Below are 18,977 nucleotides of genomic sequence, written 5' to 3'. Positions count from 1 at the left end.
ATTGTTCTGTTGGGATTTTTCATTTTCAGACAGCCTTTCTGGTGCGTTTTCGCAATTTGATAATTTTATCGGCATAATAAACCCTTAATTCTTCAACAAAAAGGAGCGGATCAGGATATTCAGTCAGTACTTTGTAGGTGTGTCTGTTTTTGGCGGCAAACAACAAGTCTTCCAAGTGCTCTTTTTCTTTTTTCAGATAAGAATTCTGAGCGATTATTTTTGTTCCCTTAGGAAGAACTTTAATTTCCTGATTGAGAGCATTGCCACTAAAAATATGCGCATGGTATTGTTGAAGTTCATGCAGGTTGCCAGCTTTGTAAATATCGATTAGCTGGCTGGTTATTTCCGTTGCGAGATCAATTTTCTCTTCGTTCATCGAAAATTTATCGGGATGAACATGAAGCATAGCTTCCCGATACAGGCGCTTAATTTCCTTTTGTTCCTCCTTGTTTGAAGTCTTGTTTACTGCAGCCGTGCTGATAGGTTTAATTCCGATCGGTTCTTTGTAATTCTTACCGCGCTTTTTTTGTTCCAGCCTTTTTTCCTTTTTGGCTTGTTTTAATTTTTTGTAAATAATCCTCAATTCTTGCTCCTCAATTAATTCATCAGCCAAACTGGTGCGCAGCAGGGTTTCAAAAGCAATTGTTTTTTGCTCGATGAATTCCAATTCTTTCCGTAAAGCCTCAATTTGTTCTTTTAGAAACAATTGATCAAGTGCTGGCTTGTTTGAAATTTGCAGTTTTTTATCGAGCATAAGGCTGGTTTAAGAAAAGCAAAGTTGAGGAATTTTTATTGAAAATCACATCTTCGGGATACCTCAACCTGTCTTTCTTATGAATGAGAAGAGAAAGCATCTCCAAATCATCGCAAATTAAAAACTCTCCTTCACTTTTAGAAAAAGGGTTGAGGGCTGAGGTGTTTTGTTCTGCAAATACATCATCAAAACGAGCATTATTTTTAACTTTTTCTTATTCTTCCACAATACATTTTTCCCTATCTTTCAGCCTTTGTAAAATTAACTTCAACATGAAGAAACGGCTTATCATATTATCGGATTTGTGGGGATTTGAAGAGGCGGTATGGATGCATTCTTATCAAAAGATATTGAATCCACACTTCGAAATAGAATACTTCGATTCCCGTATGTTGGTTGATCTTGATTTGTCGGATAATTCGGAAGGACTGATTCATGCCCGGTTTGTAAACGGAGGAATTGATCGTGGAGTGTACAAACTTGGTCTGCAGGAGAAAGAGACCATTATTGTTCTTGCCTTTAGTGTAGGAGGGGTAATTGCCTGGAAAGCCGGGTTGAAAAGTCTTAATATCTCCACCCTTTATGCCATCTCATCAACTCGGTTGAGATATGAAAAGGAAAAGCCGGACTGTAAGTGTGTCCTTTATTTCGGAGCCAACGATCGATACAAGCCTGACGTGGAGTGGTTTCGGGATTTGGAGTTGGATCTTAATTTGATTCCGGATCAGGAACATGAATTGTATCAGGATGAGGAATTTGCGAAAAATCTTTGTCGAAAGATAATTGAAGAACAAGTTGAAGCCCAAAACCAGTTAATAAATTGATTAAACAGTAGGGCTGTAATACGAATATCATAAAAAAATACCATGGAAAATAAAGAATATTCTAAAATTTACCGAATTATTCATTGGGCAATAGCAGTTTCTTTTTTGCTGTTGTTAGCCACTATATTTTTGAGATCAACTTGGTTGAATAAAAATAATGTGGCAGATATTATACAAAATTATTTGGTGAGTATTGATCTGTCTTTATCGCATGACCAGCTCATTCGTTTAGCAAAACAAATACGACAGCCAATGTGGAATTGGCATTTGTACATTGGTTATGTATTGGTTGGGTTATTTGCGGTTCGTTTCACGATTCCATTTTTTGGACAAATGAAAATTCAAAATCCACAGGATAAAAATTTATCAGTAAAAGAGAAAATTCAAAAATGGACGTACATCATTTTTTATGTATGTGTCTTGATTTCATTAGTTACCGGGGTTTTTATAGAATGGGGACCGAAAAGTTTGAAAAAATCAATGGAAGGAATACATGTACTTTCTAATTATTACTTGATTCCTTTTATCGCAATTCATTTGGCTGGGGTTTTAATTGAGGAAGTTACGAGTAAAAAAGGAACCGTTTCGAGAATAATAGGAGGATTGAAAGGTTAGAACCGTATTGGTAAAATTGACAAAGATGAATAAGGAACACATTATAGGCAGAACCGTTGAATTTGTAAAACAAACACTTGCCGATGCTGAAGGCGGGCACGATTGGTGGCACATCTATCGGGTTTGGAAATCGGCAAAAGAGTTGGCTAAGACAGAAAAGGTAGATTTGTTTGTGGTAGAGCTGGGTGCTTTGCTTCACGACATTGCTGATTCGAAATTTAATGGGGGAGATGAGGAAATTGGCCCGCGTTTAGCCAGAGAATTTCTTTCTTCCCTTTCGGTGGATGAGCAAACCATTCTTCATGTAGAGAACATCATTAACAACATCTCGTTTAAAGGGGGCAAGGAAGCACAAAAATTCAAATCTCTGGAGTTGGATGTGGTGCAGGATGCCGACCGAATGGATGCCATTGGCGCCATAGGCATTGCCCGAACCTTTAACTATGGCGGACACAAAAACCGCGAAATATACAACCCAGGCATTTCTCCCAACCTAAATATGAGCAAAGAGGAATATAAGAATAGTGATGCTCCAACCATCAATCACTTTTACGAAAAATTACTTTTGTTAAAAGATAGAATGAACACAAATGCAGGTAAAGCGATGGCCGAAAAACGCCATGCTTTTATGCAGGAGTATCTTAATCAGTTTTATCAGGAGTGGGAAGGGAAGTAAGTTCCAAGGAGAAAGGCAAGCCCGTCAGTGGTTTTTATCCCTTACGTTGTCTGGAAAGTCCAACAGTCAAGAATAAGCCAATTTACTGGTTCTCCCATCTTGAGGGGAGATCCCGACAGGGAGAGGGGTGTTTAGAAAGTTGAAAAGTCAAACAGTCGCTGTTGCATTGTATGGCGTAACTCATCAAAATAATAGACAGTGCCTCTTATTTCAGTCCTGACTCACATGCAAAGTCGGTTTTTGTGCTGTATTACACGCCATCTCAATGGGAACGATTGATTTTCTCACTTCTCAATGCCTTTACTGGACAGAAAAGGCCAAAAATGAACTCATATTTGCAATTCCGGCCAAAAAGCGGTCAAAATTGCATTCAATTAGGCCTTCTCTTATCAGTTAACAGCCGATTTGGTGCCGAATTGAATGTCGCCGATGAGAAATAGACCACATTTGCCTTCAAATTGCCCATTTCACATCAGAAACACCCACATTTGCCGTGAAATAGATCTTTTCATATCAGAAATCGTTCAATTTTGCAGCAACGCGTTCAAATCCAATCAGAAATCTGCCAAATTGTCCTTTAGTTGCTCAATTCCGAAGAGGAATCACTTGCATTGGTTGAAATGCACAATTCCGAAGAAGAGTTACTCGCGTTCGTCCTAATAAGCGCAGTTCCGAAGAAGAATTACTTGCATGAATCTATTTACGCTTGAATCAAGAAGAGTGATCCCTTCAATTTTCCATTCAATACCTTGTTGCTGTTCTAAACTTTATGAACAGCGTCGAACTATTGATTATAATTTGCTAGATTTGGGTTTGTGAAACGGGAATGGGTGTTGTTGTTGCTCTATATTCTGCCTTAGGCATCGGGAGCCCAATAAATTTCAGCAAGACAATCAGACTCAAAAAAAAAGTATAACTTGATTGCAATAGATTTAGAGTTTTAGACAAATTACTGTTAGTTGTACTATAAATATGAGAATATGATTGAGATCTATTATAAGAATAATGAGATACAGAAATATAAATCGATTGATGAAATTGATTATTTACCAGACAATATATTCAGTATCCGGTTTATTGATTTTAGGAATTCAGATTTGGAACTGATTTCTGAAAAGTTTGATCTCGATTTAACTTCTTTCAGTAAAAAAGAGGATATCGAAATAAGTTCCCATTATATCGATTCTCCTGACCAGTTGTCTTTAAACTTTACGATTCCAAGCTATTCTTCCAGTGATTTTTTTGAGGAAAAAGACATTTCCATTCTGATTAAAAACGAAATTGTATTTACATTTCTTTCACCCGATATAGAAGATAGCTTGAATCAATTAACACAATCTATTTATAATTTTGAGAACACAAAAGTTGACACCTATCATCAACTTTTTATTTTTCAAATAGGGGTAATCTCCGATTACTATGCTGATATTGTCGAGCTGATTTCAAAAAAAATCAGAGACCTTTTCCAAAATACGCTCAAATCGAAACAATTCAAGGAAAATGACTTGGATTACATTGCCGAATTAAGGTTCAATAATCTTCTTATTCGGGAATCCCTTTCCGAGTTCCAAAGGATTCTTCTTCTTTTAAAAAAGAGCTATAAAAATAAGAACCACACATCCATTAAAATTAGTGAAGAATTAAGTGATCTTAGAGTAATAGCAGATTATTTGCAATACAATTTTAATAGATTGGATGATTTGCATGGGAATATAAATTCGAAGATAGAATTGGAACAAAATAAGATTTTTAAAATTCTTACCATCATTACTGTATGCATATCACTGCCTACTTTAATTGCAGGTGTATATGGAATGAATTTTAAATACATGCCGGAGTTGGAATGGGATTTCGGATATCCATTTACTGTTCTGGGTTTAATTCTGAGTTTTATTATTCCATTAGTCTATTTTAAAAAAAAGAAATGGTTTTAAGATCCAACCAATTATACGTAAGAATATAAGCAAGTAGATTATAGCTTATAAGACAAATTAACCTTATTCCAACAAACTTAATCATGACAAATAAAATCAAAATTACAATCGCATTTCTCTGCCTTGTGGCAGGAGTAACTTATCATTTTTATTTCCAAGGCAAGATTGTTATTATCGACGAAGAAATTACTGATTTTCTTTCGGGTTTTTTAAGTGGTATAGGAATAAGTATCCTGCTTGTCAGTATTTTTAGGAAGGATAAAAAACAGCTTGCATCAGGTTCTGAGCAGTAAGAAGTAAATGAAAATAACAATGCACAAATGGAAAAGTCAGTAGATAAAGGAGTTCAGGAATTTATAGACAAAACAGGAGCAAGTGATCCTATAAAACATCAGATTTTACTTGAGTTGCGTAAGATTGTTTTTGAGAATTTTCCGGATGTTAAGGAACGAATGATGTATGGTGGCATCCTGTTTTCTCTTGACGACGATTTTGGAGGTGTGTTCGTATATAAGAATCATGTTTCTTTTGAGTTTGGTAATGGATTCTTATTTCAGGATCCTGAAAAGCTGCTGGAAGGAAATGGTAAATATCGCCGCCATGTAAAAATCAAATACCTTGATGAGGTGAAAACAAAGAAGCTTGATTTTTTTGTTAAACAATCAAAAATAAACGATTAGTAAATTGGCAAGCGAAGCTCACAGTTTTGTTTTTTTACTGATTCACTTGATTTCTCCAGCTAATATCACAAGCTTCGTTTAAAATCGTATAGATGTCATATTCTGAAAGGCTGGTCTGATTTAGTAACTGATCGCGGAAATTATCGGCATACATGTTCATATAACTAAAATCGGCTCCTGAGCCCAAAAGATTTCGGGCATAAGGAGTAAATAATTTTACAAGCTCATCCAAAACTTCTTGGCTGGTAGATTGCTTGTTTAGTACGGATAAATTATTCATAATTTATTGTTTTTTATAAGAAAACATTTTGCGGTAGCAGCGTTTGCGTTTGTGCTGAATGTGATCGAATGATTTCCAAAGTTGAATAGCCACATGATTGTTTTCAAGCATTCCGGTTGTTTCTGCAAATTTTAGTCCGTCACTATTTGATGTTTTTAGCAATTCATTCATCAATATGGATACGAATCCCAGTTTTTGGCAGTCGTGATCTACACCAGTCAGCATCAAATCCATTTCGGTAGGGTGTTCGAGTGCCTTTTTCAGATGCCACCATCCGAATGGTAATAATTTGCCCTTGGCTTTTTGCAGGGCTTTCGATAAGGAAGGCAAAGCGATAATGAATCCAACCAATTTATCTTCTTTGTTTAAAATGATTTTAACGTATCGCGGATTCAGAATGGGAAAGTATTTTGAAATGTAGAAACGGATTAACTTTTCGGGGAGTTTAATAGAGCCAAACAAATCGGAGAAGGCATCGTTAAAAACCTTAAATATTTTTTCTTTGTAGGGTTCCAGCTCTTTTTTTGTTGTGAAGTTTATGGTTTGCAAACCATATCTTTTTTTGATTAGTTCGGCAACCCGGCTTGCTTTTTCCGGTGTTTCTTCGGGCAGATTGATTCTGAATTCCAACCAGTCAATTTCCTTCTCATAGGCCAATCTTTCAAAATGGTTTTGATAGTAGGCAAAATGATAATCGGAAGCCATGGAAGGAAGCCATTCATGGCCTTCAATCAACAAACCGGCATGATCTAAGTTTGAAAACCCCAGCGGTCCGCTCACGCCAATCATGCCTTCACTTTTTAGCCATTCTTCAGCCACTGCAAAAAGTTTTTCTGAGACTTCATGGCTGTCAACAAATTCCATTCGGGTAATTCGTCCAATTTTCTCACCTTGTTTTTCGATACACAAGTGGTTTACAATGGCACCAATTCGGCCTGCGATTTTTCCATTTTCATAAGCCAGCCAAAATTTAGCCTTGCAAAAATCAAAAGCTGGATTCTTTTCGGGCAGTAATAGTTCCAGTTCGCCTGCTTTAAAAGGAGGTACCCAAAATTCATTATTCTTATACAATTTAAACGGAAAGTTAACGAATGCTTTGCGTTGATTTTGATTTTGAACTTCTAGGATTTGGATACTCATAAAAAATATGTTTAGGCGAATTCAGCATCATTAATGATACTCCTTTCCCGAATAAATTTGTGGAAGGCTAAAAGTAAGGATTAATGACTAATACCTGCTCGTGAAATTAAAGGGAAATTAAATTTAGAATGTTTATGCTTAAGATCAGGCCGGGTTTTTAAAAGCTAAGGGGTCGTTCTTTGTTTTCGTGTAAATACCCAAGCACCAATAATTGCGGTAAAAGGAGCAACAAGCACCAATCCAAAACTACCGACCAATGTGTGCAGTATTTCACCTGAAACGTAATTTAGGTTCAGGATATTGATCATTGGGGTTCCTTGTGCAATAAATACCATTAATAAAGCTGAAAATCCGCCTGAATAGGCAAGAAGCAGAGTTGTTGTCATTGTTCCTACAACGGCTTTTCCTACCGAGAAACCTGATTTTCGCAACTGTTTGGCTGTAATACTGTTGTTTTGTTGGTACACCTCAGCCTGCGAAGCAGCAATGTCCATAGAAATATCCATTACGGCTCCTGATGAAGAGATGAAAATCCCGGCCAGAAAAATTTCTGTTAAGTTTAGGTATGAATAGCCCGAATAGAGCAAGGTTTCGGAAAATGGTTTAATGGCACCATGAATATTGAATAGTTTTCCAAAAAGTATGGCCATGATGCAGGTGACAGCGATACCACTCATGGCACCGAAAAAGGCCACAAGCCCTTTTCTATTGGTTCCGGCTACCAAAAAGATGATTACAGAGGTAAGCAAAGCAACGATACCCAGCGAGAGAGGGATTGGGGCATAACCTTTAAGTAATCCGGGCAATAGTAATTTCCAAATAGTGATTCCGGCAAAAAGAAACGAAAGCATTGCCTTTACACCGGTCCATCCTGCAAAGGAAACCAGAAAAAGAACAAATAATCCAAGTAAGAAAGCTTCCAGATTAATTCTGTAGTGATCGATTACATTGGCGCTGATTATTTCAGATTTATCCTGATTAAAATTAAGAACCGTGAGTGTTTTATCACCGGGGAAAAAATATTTATCGAATTCCATTCTTCCAATCAACTGATTGAAGGCAGTCAGTTCTTTTCCTTTGAATTTCCCGTTTAATATTTTTATCTGAACTGTTTGCGATCCTGTTTTTAGAATTCCGGTTTCCACAACAAGAGAATTATCTGTTGCTAAAACCAAGGCTTTTACACGTTCTGAATTTTCATAATTATTTTCAGAAAATCCAGTGGGAAGATATAGTATAACGGTACTTAAAATGAGAAGTAAACCAACCAATATAAGATCTGATTTTTGAGGAAGCTGGAATTTGAACATAGTTGTAAAGGTATTGAAAAGTTGAAAGTCTTGAGGAGTCTTGAAAGGTTGAAAGGTGAAATAACCAAGGACTTTTAGGCTTGATAAAAAAACGCCCTGCTAAGCTGCAGGGCGTTTCATATATATTTCAGATTTTATTTGTTTTCAATCAGTTTCATCAGGTTTTTAGGAATGTCGGTATTGTCAAAAAAACCAGTAAATAAACTTGCTCCGGTACCAATTGAGCGAATAGGTATTGGTGAAGCCGTGTGCGAATAAGATGTCCAGCCGATACCTGCTTTGTGCGATAGAATATGGCAAGCAGTCACGGTAAATGGATCGTAACTTCCGTATAGCAGATAGAACTGATCATTCTTTGTCATTTCATCAGCATAAGTCATACTTTTATCAAAGGCATCTTTCAATTGCTGCATTTCAAATGGTGATAATTGAAGGCCTTTTGATGCATCACCCAGACCAAAATGTTCTTTTACCATGTCCAGACCATCAGCAACGCTGTAGTTATCTGCATGTTCTTGTTTGTACAAAGCTAATTTATCTGAAAAAGCCTCGTAAGATAAGTTTTGGTATTGAAGTAAATTAAAAGACGAGTCGTAATGACTGCCGGCAAATCCCAATGCCAAACCTCCTGTTTCGTGATCGCCGCAAACAAGAATTAATGTTTCTTCAGGATGTTTATTGTAGAATTCCATAGCTGTTGCCACAGCTTTATCAAATTGTAATACTTCTTTTATTACCGAAGCAGCATCGTTGGCATGACTTGCCCAGTCAATTTTTCCTCCTTCAACCATCATGAAAAAGCCATTGCTGTTATCTAAAAGCTGAATGCCTTTTTCGGTAAAATCGGCCAACGAAATATCTGCTCCGTTTTTCTGATCTATTGAATAGGGAAGAGCAGAGCCTGCGGCTAATTTGGGGGCGACAGCAATAATTTTATCATCTCCTTTTTTTAGCTTTTTAAAATCATGAACCGTATTTACAAAAGTATATCCTCTCGATTCAGCAACTTTTATAGAGTTAGGTTCTTTATTTTCAATATCTTCAGTTGCTCCCATCCCAAAATTCGACAGGGAATTTTTCTCGTCTGTTTTACCGTCACCTTCGGGGTGTTTAAATCCACCGCCGGCAAAATAGTTGAAATCACTTTTACTTAAATCAAGGCTGATTTTATAATACATGTTTCGGGTAGGCTGATGAGCATAGAAGGTGGCAGGCGTAGCATGATCGATGGAAACCGATGATACAATACCTACTTTATAGCCTTTTTCTTTTGCCATTTCAGCAATGGTTTTTAAAGGCTGCAATCTTTGTGCATCCATCGAAATGGTGTTAATTGTAGTTTTATGTCCGGTAGCCAGTGCAGTACCTGCTGCTGCAGAACCTGTAATGAATCGGTTGAGTGCGTAGGTGGTATAAAATCCTTGATTAGGAAGAGTACTCAACTGTAATTTTTTAATGCCGTTGCCGTTTTCCAAAGATCCCAAATAGGCTTCTGCCGCATTGGTTTGCGATAAGCCCATACCATCGCCTATAAAATAGAAAATATACTTGGGCGCTTTACTTTTGTAAGAATCTCTTTTGCTGGGTTGAGCAATGCTGTTAAAGGAAATCAGCAGCAATGCAATGGCAAAAATTTGTTTCAAGTTGATCTTGGTTTGTAACATTTTATTTTGTTTAAATTTTACCAAATCTACTAATTAAATATTATTCGTAATGAGTTTAAATAGTTAATTTGATATTAATTTATAGTCGTGTTGTTTTTAAAAATCCCTGAGATTTTCTTTGTTTCTGGAATTAAATAAGTCTTTTCCTTCCGGCGTATAAAGAAAATCAATTTGTTCTTTAAAAAAGTCAATGACTTTGCTGCGAACCACTTTCATGGTAGAGTTTAGCAACTTATTTTCTTCGGTAAAAGCTTCGGGTAAAATTCCAATTGCTGTTGGCAGCCATCTGTGAGGAAACATGTCTTCGTGCTTTCCTCCCGGACGATACTCATTTAGTTCATTTTGTATTAATTCCAAAGCTGCTGTTTGTCCTTCCTCCGATTCTAAAGTAAGATGGAGTGGTTTTAATCGAGCCAGAACAGCTCCTTTATTGGGAACCACCAGTGCAATGGTATAAGGATTTTGGTTGTTATAAAGCAAACACTGATCAAGTAATGGTGATTGATCCACAAATGCTTCTTCAATTCCTTCGGGGCTAAATTTTTCACCATCATTGGCAATCAAAAGAGATTTGAAGCGACCCAGTACATAAAGAAAACCATCCTGATCTACATAGCCCATATCGCCGGTATGCAACCAGCCGTCACGAAGAGTTTCAGCAGAGGCTTTATCGTTTTTCCAGTAGCCTTTCATTACATTACCGCCTTTGATCACAATTTCGCCTTTTTCGCCAATAGGAACAGTATTCCCATTGTCGTCGCAGATTTTTAAATCCATATTGGGAACAATGAATCCCGATGATCCTAATTTATGATTGTGGTGGGCATTGGAAGAAATAATCGGCGAAGCTTCAGATAATCCATAACCTTGATACATTGGAATTCCAATTGCGTAAAAGAAGCGTTGCAGTTCAATGTCTAACAGAGCACCTCCGCCAACAAAGAATTTTAAGTTGCCGCCAAAATTTTCTCTCACTTTCGAAAAAAGTATTTTGTCATAGAACATGTATAATGGTTTTAGAAACATACGTGTTCCTTTTCCTTTATTCCAGCCGGCATCATTGTATTTGTAGGCTACTTCAAGAGCCTTATTAAAAAGTTTCTCGGCCTTAGGGCCTTTGGCTTTAATTCCTTTTTCGATATTCTTTTTAAAATTTTTAGCCAGAGCAGGAACACTTAAAATAATGTCGGGCTTAATTTCTTTGATATTATTGGGGATATTCTTTAAGGCCTCCATAGGCGATTTACCTTGCTGAACAGCAGCAATCGAAGCACCTTTTAGCATGAAGCTGTAAATTCCCGCCGTGTGTGCAAATGAATGATCCCAAGGGAGTATTAACAAGGTTTTAAAGCTGGCAGGAATTTCCATCAAATTCGATGCCTGGTACACATTACTCGCGTAGTTGTTGTGTGTAAGAATTATTCCTTTCGGATCGGCAGTGGTTCCGGAAGTGTAGGAGATGTTTGCATCATCATCATCCGCAATGTTTTTTTGAATCTCTTTAAGTTTGGATTTATCATTTTCAGATAACTCTTCACCCATTTTCAGTAGTTGAGAAAGTGAAATTTCCTTCTCCTGAAGCTCAATATTCTTATCAAGAACAATTATGGTTTCAATATTTTCCAATTGGTCTTTAATTGATCTGATTTTTTCGAGATGATTGTTTGAAACAACCACAATACGGGATTCCGAATGATTTAGGCGAAATTTAAGTTCGTTTTGAGCATCTAACTTTACAGATAAAGGAACATTTACCGCACCGGCAAATAAAATTCCAAGTTCGGAAAGCACCCATGCATTTCTCCCTTCGGAAAGAAGCCCGATTCGATCTGCTTTTTGAATCCCTAAAGAAAACAAGCCGGCGGCAAACAGCTGCACCTCGTCGTATAGTGATTGGTAACTAACAGATTGATAGTCTGAATTGGTTTTCTCCCACAAAAAAGGATTTTCACCAAACAGATCAACACTGTTCTCAAAGAGTTGTATGATAGTTTTCATTTACTTCTATATTGTAAGAATGCTCTTGATTTTTAACGAGTTTCAAAAATAGCTGATTAGCCCGTTTTAAACAAGCTGTATGTATTAAAAAATTGTGAATGTATTTTAGTGCAGCTACTTTAATATGTAAATAGCTAAAAACCTGCAAAAACTCCTTGATTTTCGTGTGAAGAATATCTAATTTCCCACTCGTTTTATTGAATGAAATTAATAAATGTTTTTTCTGAATCTTTTTCACCCAAAAGTGGGTTTTAGTTGTCTTTAAAGAAAGGATAATTAATAAATTACGACACAAACAACAACATACATAAGCCTAAACTAAATGAGTAATCTGGAAAAATATTTTAAAAAGTTTCGTAAAAATACGATTGGTCACGATGCCGGTTTTTATTCCCCATTCGGAAAGCAAAGAATTATTTACGGCGATTGGATTGCAAGTGGTCGCTTATATGCACCTATAGAAAAGAAAATAGCGGAAGAATTTGGTCCGTATGTAGCAAACACGCATACTGAAACGAACGAAACAGGCACTTTAATGACTCAATCGTATCGTCGGGCTCAAGAGTTGATTAAAAAGCATGTAAATGCAGATTCTGATGATGTAATTATTCATGCCGGTTTCGGAATGACTGCGGTTATTAATAAGCTGCAGAGGATTTTAGGTTTGAAAGGTTGTGGAATTTTAGGACGACACGCTTGTCAGAAAGAAAGAGAAAAACCAGTTGTGTTTATTACTCATATGGAGCATCACTCCAATCAAACTTCATGGTACGAAACCAATGTTGATGTAGTTGTGATTCCTCCCGGAAATGATTTGACTATTGATCTGAACGAGTTGAGAAATCAGTTGGAGAAATACAAGGAACGTAAAATGAAAATCGGATCCTTTACTGCTTGCTCCAATGTAACCGGTATTGCGACTCCTTTTCATCAAATGGCTAAAATAATGCACGAATTTGGTGGGATTTGTTTTATTGATTTTGCAGCTTCAGCACCCTACGTCGATATTAACATGCATCCTGAAGATGAATTGGAGAAATTGGATGGAATTTTCTTTTCACCCCATAAATTTTTAGGCGGTCCGGGTTCTTCCGGAGTAATGATTTTTGATTCAAAACTATACAAGAACGAAGTCCCCGATAATCCGGGCGGAGGAACAGTAGATTGGACCAATCCATGGGGGAAATACAAATATGTTGATAGTATTGAAGCCCGTGAAGATGGCGGAACGCCTGGATTTCTGCAGTCAATTCGAATTGCTTTGGCAATTGAAGTGAAAAATCAGATGGGTACTAAAAATATTGCTGCAAGAGAAGAAGAGCTTCTCAATTTGGCATTCGACCGTTTAAAAGCAGTAAAAGACGTACATGTACTTGCCGAAAATGTCAAGTCACGTTTGGGAATATTGTCTTTTTATGTAGAGTACATTCATTACAACCTTTTGGTAAAACTGTTGAATGACCGTTTTGGAATTCAAGTGCGCGGCGGTTGCGCTTGTGCAGGAACCTATGGTCATTATCTGTTGGAGGTAAGTCAGGAGCAGTCTGATGCGATCACAAGTGAAATTACATCAGGCGATTTAACTCACAAACCAGGATGGGTACGTTGGTCTCTGCATCCTACAACAACAAATAAAGAGGTTTTGTTTTTTATTGATAGTTTGGAGAAAATTGTGGAGAATTTCGAAGACTGGAAAAAGGATTATTCCTACAATCGAAAAACAAATGAGTTTTTCTATAGTGGAAATCAAGAAGTCAAGAAAAATATTGTTGTTAATGATTTGTTCAAATTCTAATAAATTTGTCTCTTCTTTATAGATATGATTTTAATCCTGAGAATTTCTTTTCAGGATTTTTTTATATTTTTGATTTGAATAAAAAATAAAGATAAGCGTGTACGATATTATAGGAGATGTTCATGGTGAGGCTGCAACATTGCAGCATATGTTGCTTAGTCTGGGTTATATTGAAGGGGAGGAAGGATATTTTCATCCTGAAAGAAAAGCTGTTTTTGTTGGAGATTATGTGGATCGGGGGCCCCATATTTTTGAGACACTCAGAATTATCCGTGAAATGGTTACTGCAGGTAATGCCTATGCTATAGTGGGAAATCACGAACTGAATGTACTTACTTTTTATACCAAAGACAGTGATGGTCTTTTTTTAAGAGGGCATAATCTGAAAAACAAAACTCAAATTAAAAAGACCTACGAAGAGTTTAAATTGGATAAGGTGAAACGAAAATCTTATCTGAAATGGTTGCGGTCTTTGCCTTTGTACTTAGAATTGGACGGATTTCGTGTTGTTCATGCTTGCTGGGATCAGGAAGCGATAGAGCTTCTGAAAAAGGAAAACCCGGAAAATTGTTTGAGTAAGGAGTTTTTACGAAAAATAAATTTTGAAAGAGGCAAAGTATTTGATGCTGCCATGCTTCTGTTAAAAGGGAGAGAGTTTGCTTTTCCTGATAATTTGGTGCTGAAGGATGATTATGGTTTTAAACGTTCAGCTTATCGGATTAAATGGTGGGAGCCAATGAATGGGAAAAGTTTTGATGAGATTTCATTTGGAAACAGATTTCGCTTGCCCCAATACACCATTCCATCTCAACTCTATTTTGATATTCCACTTTACTCCGAAGATGAATATCCGGTATTTTTTGGACATTATTGTTTGGGAGATAAAGCAGGTGTTGTTCGTAGTAATTTATGCTGCGTGGATGGCTGCATTGCTAATGACGGCGTTTTTGTTGCCTATCGTTGGGACAATACACTTCCATTGAGTCAGAAGAATATTGTTTCGGTAAAAAAAGTTAAGAAATCTTTGGTGAAGTAGACAGGATATTGCTCTCTATTTGTTTTGTTTTTTCTTCCAGTAAATCAGAAATAAAATTCCGGAGAAGGAAAGGGGAATAAACAGGAGTAAAACCGTCCAACTATTGGAATTAATAAATGCGTAAAGAGTGATTAAAATGCTGCTGATTACGAGCAGTAAACCACCCAGTCCAACTTTCCAGAAAGAGATTAGAAAGCCACAGCCGTAGGCAATCGAAAGTAGATAAAAGAGTAATATCCATCCTTCATTGCCAGCTGTTTCGTTACTTAATAAGGCAATAAATTCAGGCACCATAAATAGCATGAAGATACCTGTAATCAGGAATCCGATAATTCTGGCTACAATAAGATAGAACTGCGATGGATGGTCTTGAAATAACGTACGTTTTTCCATAGGTTATGCGCTTTTTGATAATATGTATTTTTAAATTACGGAAATACTAAAATAGAATCAAATTTAATTGCTAATGAGTGGCTTGCATGTATTGTGATGTGCGGCTGTTTTTTGCAGTTTAGATTTTTTGTATTCTTAAAGTCTTTTTGCAGCTTTGCTCTATCAAAAGAAATAAATATGAATGGAATAAAAGTGATTGCATTTGATGCAGACGATACCCTTTGGGTGAATGAACCCTATTTCAGAGAATCTGAAATGGAGTTTTGTAATCTGATGAAAAATGGAATGAGCCTTGAGGAGGTTACCGAAGAATTATTTGCAACGGAGATTGGCAATATTCCTCTGTATGGATATGGAACAAAGGCTTTTATTCTATCCATGATAGAAACAAGTTTGAAAATCACCAAAGGAAATATTAGTTCCGAAAAAATTCAGTCAATTATTGAATTGGGAAAACGGCAGATGAACAAGTCGATTGAATTAATTGATGGTGTTGTTGACGTGCTGGAAAGTCTGCAGGGAAAATACAAGTTGATTGTTGCTACCAAAGGCGATTTACTCGATCAGGAAAGGAAATTGAAAAAATCAGGATTGCTAAAATATTTCCATCATATCGAGGTGATGAGTGATAAAAGGGAAGATGACTATAAAAAGTTGATTCAACATCTTGATATTCCTGAAAGTGAGTTTTTAATGGTTGGGAATTCCTTAAAATCTGATGTTCTTCCGGTACTTAATTTGGGTGGAAAAGCAGTTCATGTTCCATTTCACACAACCTGGGAGCACGAATTGGTGAGCGACGAAGAAATAAAAACAGTTGGAATAACCGGAATTCAAAACATCAGGGAATTACTTCAGCTAGTATAAGTCTACTGTACTCCGGTTATTGATAAAATATCGATTCGTTCAACCAGCATTTGTTCATCATCTTTTTGTTGTTGAATTAATTTGACAACGTCCATTCCTTTGATCACTTTGCCAAATGCGGCAAAACCTTGTCCGTCTGGATTACGCATTCCTTCAAAATCTAAATTGGGTTGATCGCCGATACAAATAAAAAATTCTGTTGAGGCCGATCCCGGCTGATTTCTTGCCATGGAAATAACACCATCGGTATGTAAAATGCCGGTTTCTTTTGTTGTTTCATGTGCAATTGTCGGCTTCTGATCTACAATGGAATCGAAGAATAATCCGCCTTGAATGACTTCAATTTTAATGTCATTATTTGGTTGGTTATCCATTCTTACCACTCGGTAAAAGCAAGCATCCTTAAAAACATTGTTGTTCACATTTTCCAAAAAGTAATTGGCTGTAATGGGTGCTTTATCTTTGAAAATTTCCAATTTGATTGTTCCTAGTGTCGTCGTAATTTCAACTTTAGGATTTTGAGCGCTCGCAAAGTCTGCAAGTATTATGACAGATACAAGAAGAAGATAAATGTGTTTCATGATTCGCGTTTTTCTCATTTCAATATCTCAATTGAATAATCTGTTTAGATCAGTCCTCTGGACTTAAATTCAAGATATTTGTTGAGTGTATTAATTGTTAGGTCTTTAGGATTGCTCAATATCGCATGAATTCCATATTTTTCCAATTCTTTTACGATTAATTTTTTGTCGTAAATAAATTTTTCGCCTATGGTTTTAATGTAAATATCTTCTATGCTTTTGGCGGTTTTTTTAGTGATTTCCTTGATTTCTGTATTTGTAAAAAACACAAGCATTAACAAATGATCTTTTGCCAATCCCTGTAAATAGGGTAGTTGACGTTTCATTGAATCAAGACTTTCAAAGTTGGTGAAGAGAATTAGTAAGCTTCTGTTTCTAAGTAACCGACGGGCAGAATTGTGTAATAATTCATAATTTGGTTCGGGATAATTGGTTTTCTGGTTGTAGAGAACCTCCATTATTTTCCTTATCTGAGTTCTTCTTCCATCAGCAGGAACGTGAGCGTTGATATTTTTCCCAAAACAAATTACTCCGGCTTTGTCATGCTTAATTACCGCGGTATTTGAAATTACCAAACTTGTATTAATTGCATAATCAAGAAGAGTTAAACCATTAAAAGGCATTTTCATCGATCGGCCGGTATCAATAAGACAGTAAACAGGTTGTGATTTTTCATCCTGATACTGATTCACCATTATTTGCGATTTACGGGCAGTAGCTTTCCAGTTAATGGTTCTGTAATCATCACCTTTTACATACTCCCGAATCTGATCGAATTCCATTTGGTGCCCGATTCGTCGTATTCGCTTCACACCATAATCGTTCAAACGGTTCGAAATGGCTAATAATTCGTATTGACGCATTTGCATGAACGACGGATAGCAGGGAAGCATCTGCTCGGCCTCTATTTTGTACCTTCTTTTGATGAGCCCAAAAAATGAGGCAACAAAAACATTCAAAAAACCAAAATGATATTCACCTCTTGCAGTGGGTCTTACTTCGTAATTTATTTGCTTTTCTTCACCCGATTTTAGTTGAAAAGAATAAAGAAAATCCCTTTTTTGAAACTGAACCGGCAATTCATCAATAATATCTATCTGTGTAGATACCGAATAATTATTTTCTACGAGTATTGAAATACTATTCTTATCTCCGTTTGATAGTTTCTCCGGACATTTTCGTGATGCAGTAATTCCTTTTTTATTTCGGTAGAGAATGAAAATTTCCAAAGCCAGGCATACCAAAAACAAAAGCAAAAGTAGTCGGGCCACCGGAAATAGGAATGGAATAAAATGCCCGAGAATCGAAATTACAGCCACAATTACCAGTATCCAGTAAAAATTTGGTTTTAGATATATTGATTTAATGAATTTCATTAATTGTAGTTCATTAGTATTGGGAACATTGTTTTTTTTCTGAACCGATTCGTTCGGATTTGCTATCGTGGAATTTCAATTCCTTCCATAATTTGCGCAATGATTTGCTTCGGAAGCACGCCTTCCATTTCCTTTTCAGGAGTTAGTATTAGTCTGTGGTGCAAAGCGGGAATTGCCACCTCTTTAATATCATCAGGAGTAACAAAATCTCTGCCTCTGATAGCTGAAAGAGCTTTTGCAGCCATCATTACTGCAACTGATGCTCTTGGCGAAGCGCCCAGAATAATTCCAGGGTGATTTCTTGTGTTTTGAACAATTTGAACAATGTACTTCTGAAGGTTCTCATCAATGTGTATCTCCTGAACCTGCTGACGCAACATGTAAATTTGCTCCGAATTCAAGACTTCAGTTATTTCAAATGTTTCATTTTTACCTTTTCTTTCATTTTTTGTCGCCAAAATTTCAAGTTCCTCCTGTTCGTCAGGATAAGTGAATTCTATTTTCATGAGAAAACGATCCAGCTGCGCTTCCGGCAAACGGTAAGTTCCTTCTTGCTCAATAGGGTTTTGTGTTGCAATTACCCAAAATGGCTGTTCCATTTTATGTGTGGTTCCATCGATACTAATCTGAGCTTCTTCCATCACCTCGAAAAGTGCCGATTGGGTTTTTGCAGGAGCACGGTTAATCTCATCAATCAAGATAATGTTTGAGAATATCGGACCTTTGTTAAACTCAAATTTTGACGTACTTAAATTGAATATGGTAGTTCCCAAAACATCGGAGGGCATTAAATCGGGGGTAAATTGAATGCGCGAAAAACCGGAGGAAATTGATTTGGCAAGCAGTTTGGCTGAAAGAGTTTTTGCAATTCCGGGAACACCTTCAATTAAAACGTGGCCTTTAGCAAATAATCCTACCAATAGCAGGTCGATATTCTTTTCCTGACCGATGATTACTTTTTTAATTTCATATTTAATTTGGCCAATCAAATGATTGAGCTCTTGCAAATCTATACGGTTTTTAAATTGCAGTTTATTTTCCATTGTAGGGTTTA

19 protein-coding genes are annotated in these 18,977 nt (G+C 36.6%); 9 read left to right on the top strand and 10 right to left on the bottom strand.

What is annotated here, in order from left to right; genetic code table 11:
* Nucleotides 1–25: 25 nt before the first annotated feature.
* Entirely contained in the window at nucleotides 26–754 is a 729-nt protein-coding gene (locus ACY0M5_RS16770; protein WP_461629937.1) for a hypothetical protein, read from the bottom strand.
* A gap of 272 nt (nucleotides 755–1,026) precedes the next feature.
* On the opposite strand from ACY0M5_RS16770, the gene ACY0M5_RS16765 reads away from it, so the two are divergent.
* From ACY0M5_RS16765 to ACY0M5_RS16740, 6 genes are all read left to right on the top strand, one after another.
* The gene (locus tag ACY0M5_RS16765; RefSeq protein ID WP_124992960.1) at nucleotides 1,027–1,578 is read left to right on the top strand and encodes an alpha/beta hydrolase; all 552 of its coding nucleotides are present in this window, start codon (nucleotides 1,027–1,029) and stop codon (nucleotides 1,576–1,578) included.
* Nucleotides 1,579–1,620: 42 nt separating this feature from the next.
* The gene (locus tag ACY0M5_RS16760; RefSeq protein ID WP_461629936.1) at nucleotides 1,621–2,193 is read left to right on the top strand and encodes a cytochrome b/b6 domain-containing protein; all 573 of its coding nucleotides are present in this window, start codon (nucleotides 1,621–1,623) and stop codon (nucleotides 2,191–2,193) included.
* Between the two features lie 25 nt (nucleotides 2,194–2,218).
* Nucleotides 2,219–2,869 carry an HD domain-containing protein gene (locus tag ACY0M5_RS16755; RefSeq protein WP_124992958.1) on the top strand — a complete coding sequence of 217 codons (651 nt, stop codon included), beginning with the start codon at nucleotides 2,219–2,221 and terminating at the stop codon, nucleotides 2,867–2,869.
* A 980-nt stretch (nucleotides 2,870–3,849) separates the two neighbouring features.
* Nucleotides 3,850–4,803 (top strand): CorA family divalent cation transporter, encoded by a 954-nt coding sequence (locus tag ACY0M5_RS16750; protein ID WP_461629935.1) that lies wholly within the window; start codon nucleotides 3,850–3,852, stop codon nucleotides 4,801–4,803.
* 83 nt (nucleotides 4,804–4,886) lie between these two features.
* Entirely contained in the window at nucleotides 4,887–5,096 is a 210-nt protein-coding gene (locus tag ACY0M5_RS16745) for a hypothetical protein (RefSeq protein ID WP_461629934.1), read from the top strand.
* A gap of 27 nt (nucleotides 5,097–5,123) precedes the next feature.
* Nucleotides 5,124–5,483, top strand: coding sequence for a DUF1801 domain-containing protein (locus tag ACY0M5_RS16740; protein ID WP_461629933.1), 360 nt, complete (start codon nucleotides 5,124–5,126; stop codon nucleotides 5,481–5,483).
* 34 nt (nucleotides 5,484–5,517) lie between these two features.
* On the opposite strand, the gene ACY0M5_RS16735 is transcribed toward ACY0M5_RS16740, so the two are convergent.
* The 5 genes from ACY0M5_RS16735 to ACY0M5_RS16715 form a co-directional block, all read right to left on the bottom strand.
* Nucleotides 5,518–5,763 (bottom strand): hypothetical protein, encoded by a 246-nt coding sequence (locus tag ACY0M5_RS16735; protein WP_461629932.1) that lies wholly within the window; start codon nucleotides 5,761–5,763, stop codon nucleotides 5,518–5,520.
* Between the two features lie 3 nt (nucleotides 5,764–5,766).
* Complete coding sequence (locus ACY0M5_RS16730) at nucleotides 5,767–6,903, bottom strand: hypothetical protein (protein WP_461629931.1); 1,137 nt, start codon at nucleotides 6,901–6,903, stop codon at nucleotides 5,767–5,769.
* Nucleotides 6,904–7,067: 164 nt separating this feature from the next.
* The gene (locus ACY0M5_RS16725; protein ID WP_461629930.1) at nucleotides 7,068–8,213 is read right to left on the bottom strand and encodes a YibE/F family protein; all 1,146 of its coding nucleotides are present in this window, start codon (nucleotides 8,211–8,213) and stop codon (nucleotides 7,068–7,070) included.
* A gap of 134 nt (nucleotides 8,214–8,347) precedes the next feature.
* Nucleotides 8,348–9,877: an alkaline phosphatase gene (locus ACY0M5_RS16720; protein WP_461629929.1), complete on the bottom strand. Its 1,530-nt coding sequence runs from the start codon at nucleotides 9,875–9,877 to the stop codon at nucleotides 8,348–8,350.
* 96 nt (nucleotides 9,878–9,973) lie between these two features.
* Nucleotides 9,974–11,875, bottom strand: a complete 1,902-nt coding sequence (locus tag ACY0M5_RS16715) for an AMP-dependent synthetase/ligase (protein WP_461629928.1) — start codon at nucleotides 11,873–11,875, stop codon at nucleotides 9,974–9,976.
* Nucleotides 11,876–12,197: 322 nt separating this feature from the next.
* On the opposite strand from ACY0M5_RS16715, the gene ACY0M5_RS16710 reads away from it, so the two are divergent.
* The gene (locus ACY0M5_RS16710; RefSeq protein WP_461629927.1) at nucleotides 12,198–13,670 is read left to right on the top strand and encodes an aminotransferase class V-fold PLP-dependent enzyme; all 1,473 of its coding nucleotides are present in this window, start codon (nucleotides 12,198–12,200) and stop codon (nucleotides 13,668–13,670) included.
* Nucleotides 13,671–13,767: 97 nt separating this feature from the next.
* The gene (locus ACY0M5_RS16705) at nucleotides 13,768–14,706 is read left to right on the top strand and encodes a metallophosphoesterase (RefSeq protein WP_156196535.1); all 939 of its coding nucleotides are present in this window, start codon (nucleotides 13,768–13,770) and stop codon (nucleotides 14,704–14,706) included.
* Between the two features lie 15 nt (nucleotides 14,707–14,721).
* Here the strand turns inward: ACY0M5_RS16705 and ACY0M5_RS16700 are convergent, their stop codons facing one another.
* Nucleotides 14,722–15,099: a DUF7670 domain-containing protein gene (locus ACY0M5_RS16700; RefSeq protein WP_461629926.1), complete on the bottom strand. Its 378-nt coding sequence runs from the start codon at nucleotides 15,097–15,099 to the stop codon at nucleotides 14,722–14,724.
* A gap of 177 nt (nucleotides 15,100–15,276) precedes the next feature.
* Here ACY0M5_RS16700 and ACY0M5_RS16695 point away from each other — a divergent pair, with 177 nt between their 5' ends.
* Nucleotides 15,277–15,966, top strand: coding sequence for an HAD family hydrolase (locus tag ACY0M5_RS16695; RefSeq protein WP_461629925.1), 690 nt, complete (start codon nucleotides 15,277–15,279; stop codon nucleotides 15,964–15,966).
* 2 nt (nucleotides 15,967–15,968) lie between these two features.
* On the opposite strand, the gene ACY0M5_RS16690 is transcribed toward ACY0M5_RS16695, so the two are convergent.
* The 3 genes from ACY0M5_RS16690 to ACY0M5_RS16680 all read right to left on the bottom strand — a co-directional run bounded on the left by ACY0M5_RS16690 (nucleotide 15,969) and on the right by ACY0M5_RS16680 (nucleotide 18,966).
* Nucleotides 15,969–16,547, bottom strand: a complete 579-nt coding sequence (locus ACY0M5_RS16690; RefSeq protein WP_156196532.1) for a peptidylprolyl isomerase — start codon at nucleotides 16,545–16,547, stop codon at nucleotides 15,969–15,971.
* Nucleotides 16,548–16,591: 44 nt separating this feature from the next.
* Nucleotides 16,592–17,923, bottom strand: a complete 1,332-nt coding sequence (locus tag ACY0M5_RS16685) for a DUF58 domain-containing protein (protein WP_461629924.1) — start codon at nucleotides 17,921–17,923, stop codon at nucleotides 16,592–16,594.
* Nucleotides 17,924–17,985: 62 nt separating this feature from the next.
* Complete coding sequence (locus ACY0M5_RS16680) at nucleotides 17,986–18,966, bottom strand: AAA family ATPase (RefSeq protein ID WP_461629923.1); 981 nt, start codon at nucleotides 18,964–18,966, stop codon at nucleotides 17,986–17,988.
* Between the last annotated feature and the right edge of the window lie 11 nt (nucleotides 18,967–18,977).

This window comes from Labilibaculum euxinicum (genome assembly GCF_963678175.1).
In the GTDB taxonomy this organism is placed as follows: Bacteria; Bacteroidota; Bacteroidia; order Bacteroidales; family Marinifilaceae; genus Labilibaculum; species Labilibaculum euxinus.
This window is presented reverse-complemented; position numbering and strand designations above follow the sequence as displayed.